The organism is Streptomyces sp. NPDC001880 (genome assembly GCF_053594575.1).
In genome coordinates this window covers 107,018-114,521 of record NZ_JBSFET010000018.1, presented here as the reverse complement: position 1 = coordinate 114,521, position 7,504 = coordinate 107,018, and the positions used below count along the sequence as shown (strand labels likewise).

General features: G+C 70.4%; 6 protein-coding genes, 1 tRNA gene and 2 pseudogenes. 2 read left to right on the top strand and 7 right to left on the bottom strand.

Annotated features, from left to right (window positions below):
- The first annotated feature begins 88 nt into the window (after positions 1-88).
- The gene (locus ACWCQ6_RS13990; protein WP_451088798.1) at positions 89-718 is read left to right on the top strand and encodes a class F sortase; all 630 of its coding nucleotides are present in this window, start codon (positions 89-91) and stop codon (positions 716-718) included.
- Here the strand turns inward: ACWCQ6_RS13990 and ACWCQ6_RS13985 are convergent.
- The 4 genes and pseudogenes from ACWCQ6_RS13985 to ACWCQ6_RS13970 all read right to left on the bottom strand — a co-directional run bounded on the left by ACWCQ6_RS13985 (position 693) and on the right by ACWCQ6_RS13970 (position 3,277).
- Positions 693-1,577 (bottom strand): ATP-grasp domain-containing protein, encoded by an 885-nt coding sequence (locus tag ACWCQ6_RS13985; RefSeq protein WP_451088792.1) that lies wholly within the window; start codon positions 1,575-1,577, stop codon positions 693-695. The genes ACWCQ6_RS13990 and ACWCQ6_RS13985 overlap by 26 nt on opposite strands.
- 8 nt (positions 1,578-1,585) lie before the next feature.
- The gene (locus tag ACWCQ6_RS13980) at positions 1,586-2,539 is read right to left on the bottom strand and encodes an ATP-grasp domain-containing protein (RefSeq protein WP_451088790.1); all 954 of its coding nucleotides are present in this window, start codon (positions 2,537-2,539) and stop codon (positions 1,586-1,588) included.
- A 204-nt stretch (positions 2,540-2,743) separates the two neighbouring features.
- Positions 2,744-2,904: pseudogene (locus ACWCQ6_RS13975) on the bottom strand (LacI family DNA-binding transcriptional regulator); the annotation flags it as partial.
- 285 nt (positions 2,905-3,189) lie between these two features.
- Positions 3,190-3,277 (bottom strand) — tRNA-Leu (locus ACWCQ6_RS13970).
- A 31-nt stretch (positions 3,278-3,308) separates the two neighbouring features.
- Between ACWCQ6_RS13970 and ACWCQ6_RS13965 the strand changes: the two are divergent.
- Positions 3,309-3,656 (top strand): annotated as a pseudogene (locus tag ACWCQ6_RS13965) (thiamine pyrophosphate-binding protein); the annotation flags it as partial.
- Positions 3,657-3,860: 204 nt separating this feature from the next.
- On the opposite strand, the gene ACWCQ6_RS13960 reads toward ACWCQ6_RS13965, so the two are convergent.
- The 3 genes from ACWCQ6_RS13960 to eboE are packed head-to-tail and all read right to left on the bottom strand — an operon-like array spanning position 3,861 to position 7,501.
- The gene (locus ACWCQ6_RS13960) at positions 3,861-4,892 is read right to left on the bottom strand and encodes a sugar phosphate isomerase/epimerase family protein (RefSeq protein WP_451088788.1); all 1,032 of its coding nucleotides are present in this window, start codon (positions 4,890-4,892) and stop codon (positions 3,861-3,863) included.
- A gap of 30 nt (positions 4,893-4,922) precedes the next feature.
- On the bottom strand, positions 4,923-6,329 hold the full coding sequence (locus tag ACWCQ6_RS13955) for an alkaline phosphatase family protein (RefSeq protein ID WP_451088786.1): 1,407 nt from the start codon (positions 6,327-6,329) through the stop codon (positions 4,923-4,925).
- Complete coding sequence (eboE, locus tag ACWCQ6_RS13950) at positions 6,326-7,501, bottom strand: metabolite traffic protein EboE (RefSeq protein ID WP_451088784.1); 1,176 nt, start codon at positions 7,499-7,501, stop codon at positions 6,326-6,328. Before eboE ends, ACWCQ6_RS13955 begins: the two co-directional genes overlap by 4 nt.
- Positions 7,502-7,504 lie beyond the last annotated feature (3 nt).

Genomic DNA, 7,504 nt, shown 5'->3' with positions numbered 1-7,504 from the left:
CGAGAACGCGGCGCTCTCCTTCGACGCGGTGTACGACGCGTTCCCCGGCGAGCCGGCGCCCAAGCTGGCACTGGGGATCTGTGCCGAGGTGCTGGCATCGCCCTTTCTCCGACGCGCCGCGCTGCCGCTGCTCGCCTGTCTCTTTCTCGCCGGCTGCTCCTCCGACGCCACGGACGGCCCGTCCGCCGCGACACCCGGCAGCAGCACGACCGCCACGGCCGACGCTCCGGCACGGACCGGTTCGACGGACACGGGGAAATCCGAGGATTCCCCGGCAGCCGCCCCCGTCCGCATCAGCATCCCGTCGCTCGGGATCGACAGCGAGCTGATGCGCCTCGGTCTCAACCAGGACGGCACCGTCGAGGTCCCGCCCGCCGAAAAGGGCATGACCGCCGGCTGGTACACGGGCGGCGCCATTCCCGGCGAGCGCGGTGCCGCGGTCATCATCGGACACAACGACACCCGCTTCGGGAAGGCCGTCTTCCACGATCTGAAGAAGGTCGCCAAGGGCGCGGACATCGCCGTCCACAACGACCGCGGCGCGGAACTCCACTTCCGGGTCACCGCCACCGAGACAGTCAGCAAGAAGGCCTTCCCCACCGAGAAGGTCTACGGCGCCACCAACACGCGCACCCTGCGCCTCATCACCTGCGACGGCGCCTTCGACGACCAGGGCCACCCGGTGGACAACCTCATCGTGTACGCGAACCGGAGCTGACGGCGGGGTCGAGGACCCCGAGGCGTACAGGGCCGTTCCCCGTCTCGCAGGCGCGTGGGCCGGGGCGCCGCAGTGCCAGGGCCGCCAATGCCGCCGGGGCGCCCTTCGGGCCGCGGATGCCCGGGAAGGCGTTGATGTCGACGACGACGGGCGCACCCTCGCGGTCCAGCAGGTCGACACCGTAGACGTCCAGGCCGAAGACGTCTCCCGTGCGCAGGGCGAGTCGGGTCCAGGTCCGCGGCAGGTCGCCCACCAGCGGCGCGGACCGCGCGCCGTCCGGCGGTGTGCCCACCGGTGCGGGGCGCACCCCCGCGAACACCTCTCCCGCGATCACCCAGAGCTTGTGGTCCCAGCCGCTGTTCGCGACGAACTCCTGCAGGACGACGGGCTCGTCGGGCCACTGGGCCGCAAGGGCCCGGAGCCCGGCCGGGCCGTCCACGCGGGCGACCAGGTCCGCGCGTCGGCTGTGGCGGCTCTTGACCATGAGCGGATAGCCGCTCTGCAGCGGCTCCGCTCCGTGGAGGGCTTCGGACAGCGCGTCCAGGGTCCGCGTCCGGGGCATCGGCAGGCCGGCGCGTTGCGCCACTGCGGCGATCCGGCTCCTGTCCTGGCACAGTTCCGTCGCGGCGGCGGAGTTCACCACGCGGGCGCCGAGCCCTTCGAGGAAACGGGCGAGCTCAAGTGCCCGGCGGGTGTGGGCCTTGAGGAGGTAGACATCGGCGAGATCGTCCGCGGCCACCAGTTGCGACGGGGATCCGGTTCCGGTGTCCGGGTTCAGGAACGTCACCCGGTGCTTCGCCTCGGTCATCGCGGCGGCGGCCGCGGCGAGCAGCGGATGGTCCGGCTTGTCGGTCAGCACACAGACCCTCATATCCGCGCGCCTTCCGGCACGGCAGCCATCATGTCCGCTTCGGGGCCGAGGCCGGCGGCGGGGTGCGGACGGGGCCGTCCGTGGGTGATCTCCGGCTGCACGGGAATGCGCGGGAGAGGGGCGAGCGCGCGCGCCCGGTCCGCGCCGCCGGTCCTGGCGAGTTCGAGAACGGCGCCGGCCAACCGTGCTGCGGCGTCAGGCACCTGACGGAAGCTCGGAAAGTCGTTGATGTCGACGATCACGGGGCCGTCGGGGCCGAGCACCACGTCGATGCCGTAGAGATCGAGGCCGAAGACCGCTCCCACCTTCGCCGCTGCTTCGGCCACTTCGGCGGGCAGCGGGACGGCTCTTTCGTCGACCGGTGCGTCCGGGTGGAGCGGGGAGCGGCGCACGGTCGCGTGGAACTCGCCCGCGAGACAGTAGACCTTGAGGTCGGAGCCGGAATTGGACACGTAGGGCTGTGCGATGAGCTGCCCCTCGCCCGCCTGCTCCGCCTCCACCAGTCGCCCTGGGTCCGAGACGAGCCGCACCCCGCGCCCCGAGCTGCCGTCGGCGGGCTTGACCACCAGGGGGAAGAGCTCGTCGGGCACGTCCGCGAACAGGCCGGCCCTCGGCGCCGAATAGGTCACCGGGACCGGCAACCCGTGGTGTCGCGCGATGACCGAGGTGAGAACCTTGTCGCGCACCGCTCGGATCGACCGCGCATCGTTCACCGTGGTCAGTCCCACCGCCGCCGCGGCCTCCAGCAAGGTGAGCCCGGGGCCCCCGGACACGGTCTTGAGCACCCAGGCGTCATGGGTTCCCGCCCGCACCTCCTCCGAGATCCGCAGGAGTGAGCCGCCGGGACGCACCACATCCACCTGGTGTCCCCACGACGTCAGTTGCCGGACGACGTCGAGCGGCATGCCATCATGCCGGTACAGCTCTTCGACGAGGAAGCAGAGCTTCATCCCAAAACCTCTCGGGTGCCCGTCAGCTGACGGGGCACAACGGTGCCTCGTGGTGTTCCTTCGAACACCACCAAAAGGGCAACGCTACGTCACGCCTGCCCCAAAGCAACCTCGGCCGTGGGTTACTGATGGCCGAGCAGAACGTGTACCTCGCCGCTGCGCAGGTCGAAGTCCACGCTGTCCAGCGCGACCACACCGGGGAAACAGCGAACGGGCGACGGCATTGGGCCGGTAGCCGAGGGCGTCGACGGCGGCGAGGACTCGCGTCCGCGCGTCCGGGCTGGCAAAGGGATGACTGTTGAGGACAGGAAGACCGTGGCGGCAGCGACTCCTGCCTGGGCCGCGACGTCCTTGATGCTCGTCATGTCCGGACCACTTCCTTGTGGCTTCCGTGAGCCTCGAAACCAGCGGGCCGGAGCCGTGGACCGGAATCACGGAATCGATTACAAGGAGTGTGGACACGATTACACGGCCGGAGGTGAGACCCCACCCGCCACCCGAGACCGGATCGCAACGAGCGCGACAAAGGAGATGAGCGCGAACAGAGGGCACGAAAGGGGCGTGGCATCACACGGGGCATCCAGACACGGGCCCACAAAGCGAAACGCCGACCGGGAAGAATCCCGACCGGCATTTGACCGATTTCCTACTGGTGTCCGAGGGGGGACTTGAACCCCCACGCCCGATAAAGGGCACTAGCACCTCAAGCTAGCGCGTCTGCCATTCCGCCACCCGGACCAGGTGGTCGGCCCCGGTTTCCCGCGGCGACATGGAAAACAATACCAGGGGTTCGGGGTGGCTCTCACCTGCATTTCCCGTGGTCAGTGCGGTGCGGCGGATATGTCCGGCACGATCGGGCCCCACACCCCCCGCCGCGATCACGGTCCGCGGCCGTAGCCGCACACACAGTTCGTTGCCGTCGGCGGCTCCACCTCCGCTTTCGCACCGGCCGGGGCGAGCGCCACCGCCGATCGCGCCGGTGCCGAAAGTGCCGCACCCCTCTGGACACCACCCATCGGATGGCTTCGACGCCATGGGCATACGGCATGAGCGGGTCGCCGCCCACGCGGCCGACGGCTACGCCCGGATCACCGGAGAGCCCGGCTGCACGGTCGTCAGCGGGAAGCCCTCCGATTCGGTCGCCATGGGCGCGCCTGCCTCCAGAGGTACGTCGGTCCCCATGGGTAGGCCGGTCGCCATGGGTAGGTCGGTCTCCACGGCTCTGGTCGACGACGGCCCTCCCCGCCGCTCCCGAGGAGACCCGTCGTGCGTGCGGTGCCGTGTGCCGTGCGGCGCACGGCAGTTTGACGACGGGGCCTGGCTAGCAGCCCTTGCGGCGCAGGGTGTGCAGGTAGGCGGCCGAGCGGCGGGCCGTGGTGAAGGAGTCGACGATCGGCCGGTCGTGCTCCACCTGCCAGTGGTGGTCCCGGCGGCCGCCATGGGTCCTGGTGACAGCGCTGAGGAACTTCTTGTAGTCGATGTCGCCGTCCCCGACGTCCACCATGCGGTATCCGTCCCGGGCCGCGATGTCGTGCTCGCCGTCCTTGACGTGGAAGAGCGGGTAGCGGTCGGGCTGCTTCAGTACGTAGTGCAACGGGTCGAAGGAGTCGGGGGTGCCGTCGGCCCGCTTCCCGAACCGGAACTGCCCGACGTAGGCCCAGTAGATGTCCATCTCCAGGAAGACCAGATCCGGGTCGGTCTCGGCGAGCAGTACGTCGTAGAGACGGACATCGGGCCGGTCGGTGGCGAAGGAGAACTCCTCGGCATGGTTGTGCTGGTAGAACTTCATGCCGCGCTCCCTGGCCGCGGCGCCGTAGGTGTTGAAGTCCTCGGCGGCGCGCTTCCAGGCGTCGACCGTCGATCCGTAGCGGAACGGTCCCGATGCGGTTCCGACGTGCTTGAGGCCGAGGGCCTGGGCGTCGTCGAGGACCTTGGTGAGGTTCTGCGCAAAGGTGTAGGCATTGGGATTGTTGTTGTCGTAGTAGCCGACGTGGCTGCCGATGCCCCTGAGCCCGTGGTCACGGGTGAGCTGCTTGAGCTGGGCGAGCGTGATGGCACCGGCCGAGCCCTGGGTGTATCCGGCGTACTCGACCTCGTCGTAGCCGTACGCCTCCAGTTCGGCGAAGACCTTGTCGAAGCCGAGGGTCGAGACCTTGTCGCGGAGGGTGTAGAGCTGGATCCCGAGACGGCCGGGCGGCAGCAGCGGATCGCCCTGGGGCCTGCCCTGGGCAGTGGCTGAGGGGGCGGCGGCGCCGAGGAGAGCGACGGCGGTGGCTCCGGCGGCGACGCCGAGCATGGAGCGCCTGCTGAGCTTGTGGGCGAGTTCGGCGTCGACGGGGGTGCGGCGGCTCATGGGGGAACTCCTTCTGGGGGCGGGACGTTGTCAGTGCAGTCCGGCAAGCTCGAGGAGCAAGGACTTCACTTCGGTGGCCCGGACGGGGCCGGTGAACGCGTGGGGGGTGGAGCACAGGATGAGCGGGCCTTCTTCGTCGCTCTGCGGAAGGCGGCCGTGGCTGCCGCGAATAGGTGACGGGTCCAGGGGCACGACCGCCATGCGGTAGCGCATGCCGAGCTTCTTGCGGGCGACGGCCGTGGCGGCCTTGACCCGGACGTACGGATCCTGGGGGTCCAGGAAGAGCTCGGCGGGGTCGTAGCCGGGTTTGCGATGGATCTCGACGAGCTGCGCGAAGTCGGGCGCGCGGTCGTCGTCGAGCCAGTAGTAGTAGGTGAACCAGGCATCCGGATCCGCGACGGCGACCAGTTCGCCCGAGCGCGGATGGTCGAGGCCGTGCGCCTTCTTGCCCTCGTCGTCGAGGAGTTGCTCGATGCCCTGAAGGTCCTGGAGGGCTTCGCGGGTCGCTTCGAGGTCTTCGGGGCGGCGCACGTAGATGTGGGCGAGCTGGTGGTCGGCGACGGCGAAGGCCCGGGAGGCCATCGGGTCGAGGTACTCCATGCCGTCCTGGGTGTGGACCTCCAGGAGGCCGGCCCGGCGCAGCGCCCGGTTGATGTCCACGGGCCGGTCGACACGGGTGATGCCGTATTCGGAGAGGGCGACGACGGTGCGGCCCTCGCGGCGGGCGTCGTCCAGGAGGGGGGCCATGGCGCGGTCGAGTTCGGCCGCGGCCCGGTAGGAGCGCGGGTCGTCGGGGCCGTAGCGCTGGAGGTCGTAGTCGAGGTGCGGGAGGTAGCACAGGGCCAGGTCGGGGTGGCGGGTGTCGAGGATGTGCCGGGTCGCGTCGATGATCCACTGCGAGGAGACGAGGTCCGCGCCGGGGCCCCAGAAGTGGAAGAGGGGGAAGGTGCCGAATTTCCGGGTGAGTTCGTCGTGCAGGGCGGGCGGGCGGGTGTAGCAGTCGGGTTCCTTGCGGCCGTCGGCGTAGTAGACCGGGCGCGGGGTGACGGTGACGTCGGTGTCGGCGCCCATCGCGTACCACCAGCAGATGTTGGCGACGGTGTAGCCGGGGTGGGCGCGGCGGGCGGCGTCCCAGAGTCTGTCGCCCGCGACCAGTCCGTTGTGCTGGCGCCAGAGCAGGATGTCGCCGAGTTCGCGGAAGTACCAGCCGTTGGCGACGATGCCGTGTTCGGCGGGGGTGGTGCCGGTGAGGAAGGTGGACTGGGCGGCGCAGGTGACGGCGGGGAGGACCGTACCGAGGGGGGCGTGGCTGCCTGACTGCCCGAGGGCCTTCAGATGCGGCATGTGGTCGAGGAGCCGCGGGGTGAGGCCGACGACGTCGACGACGAGGAGAGGGGTGGGTGTGGTGCGCCCGGTGGGCTGCTCGGCAGTGGTCACGGGAGCTCCTTGAGGCCGAGGTCGACCAGGAGGTCGCGGGCGAGGGTGAGTTCGGCGGCGATGCCGTCGGCGAGCTGGGTGCGGTTACGGGGGCGCTGCGCGGCCGGGAGCGCCTGCCAGGTGTACGTCTCGATCTCCAGGTGCCTGGTGAGGGGCCGCGCGCCGCCCACCAGGCGGGTCAGTGTGGACCGGAGCACGGAAAGGGTGGAGGTGAGCGGTGGTGCGGGTGGTGCGTGCAGGGGGACGTGGAAGTGGGAGCGCCAGGGGGCGCCGTCCGGCAGGGCCCGGCCGGTGACGGCCTCGCCGAGGTCGTCGGTGCCGAGCAGCCCGGCGGCGGTGCTGGTGCGGGTCTGGTGCAGGAAGCGGGGTTCGGCGAAGGCGGCGAGTGCGGCGCGCACCTCGGGGAGGTGGGGGTGTTCGGCGTGCAGGGCGGCGGAGAGCTGTGTCTTGGCGATCGGGATGTCCGCTGCGCCGAGCGCGTCGACGGCGGTGCCGGGGTCCTCGAAGGAGGTGGCCAGGTGGCAGGTGTCGATACAGATGCCGATGCGTGGATGTCCGACGGAGGTGAGGGGTGCGATGGCGTCGGCGGTGGTCTCGACCGTGCAGCCCGGCTCGGGTTCGAGGCCGATGCTGATGGATTTGCCGGTGAGTTCGGCGAGTGCGTCGAGACGTTCGCCGAGGGTGGTGAGCGCGGTGTGTGCCGTGCCCGCCGCCTCGGGGTCCGAGTCGAAGGGGGTGCGCCAGGCGATCGGGAGGGTGGAGATGGTGCCTTCGGTGGCGTCGTCGGGGAGCAGGCCGGCCAGGATCCGGGCGAGGTCGGTGGTGTGGGCGAGCCGCTCCGGTTCCGTCCAGTCCGGTTTGTACACCCGGTATTTGACCTCCTCGGCGCCGAATCCCTCGTACGGGAAGCCGTTGAGGGTGACGACCTCCAGACCGCGGCGGTCCAGTTCGGCGCGCAGGGACCTCAGCTCGGCCGGGTCGTTGATCAGGGTGCGGGCCGCGTGCCTGGCGAGCCAGAGGCCGATGCCGAGCCGGTCGCGGCCGAGGCGTTTGCGGACCGGTTCGCAGTGGTCGCGCAGTTGGACGCGGACGCCGTCGAGCGTTTCGGCGGGGTGGACGTTGGTGCAGTACGAAAGGTGGACGGTGGAGCCGTCGGGGTGGCGGAAGCGCATCGC

Coding starts and splice junctions, on each gene's coding strand:
- ACWCQ6_RS13980 (WP_451088790.1), bottom strand. CDS start 2,539: ATGAAGCTCTGCTTCCTCGTCGAAGAGCTGTACCGGCATGATGGCATG.
- ACWCQ6_RS13960 (WP_451088788.1), bottom strand. CDS start 4,892: ATGAGCCGCCGCACCCCCGTCGACGCCGAACTCGCCCACAAGCTCAGC.
- eboE (WP_451088784.1), bottom strand. CDS start 7,501: ATGCGCTTCCGCCACCCCGACGGCTCCACCGTCCACCTTTCGTACTGC.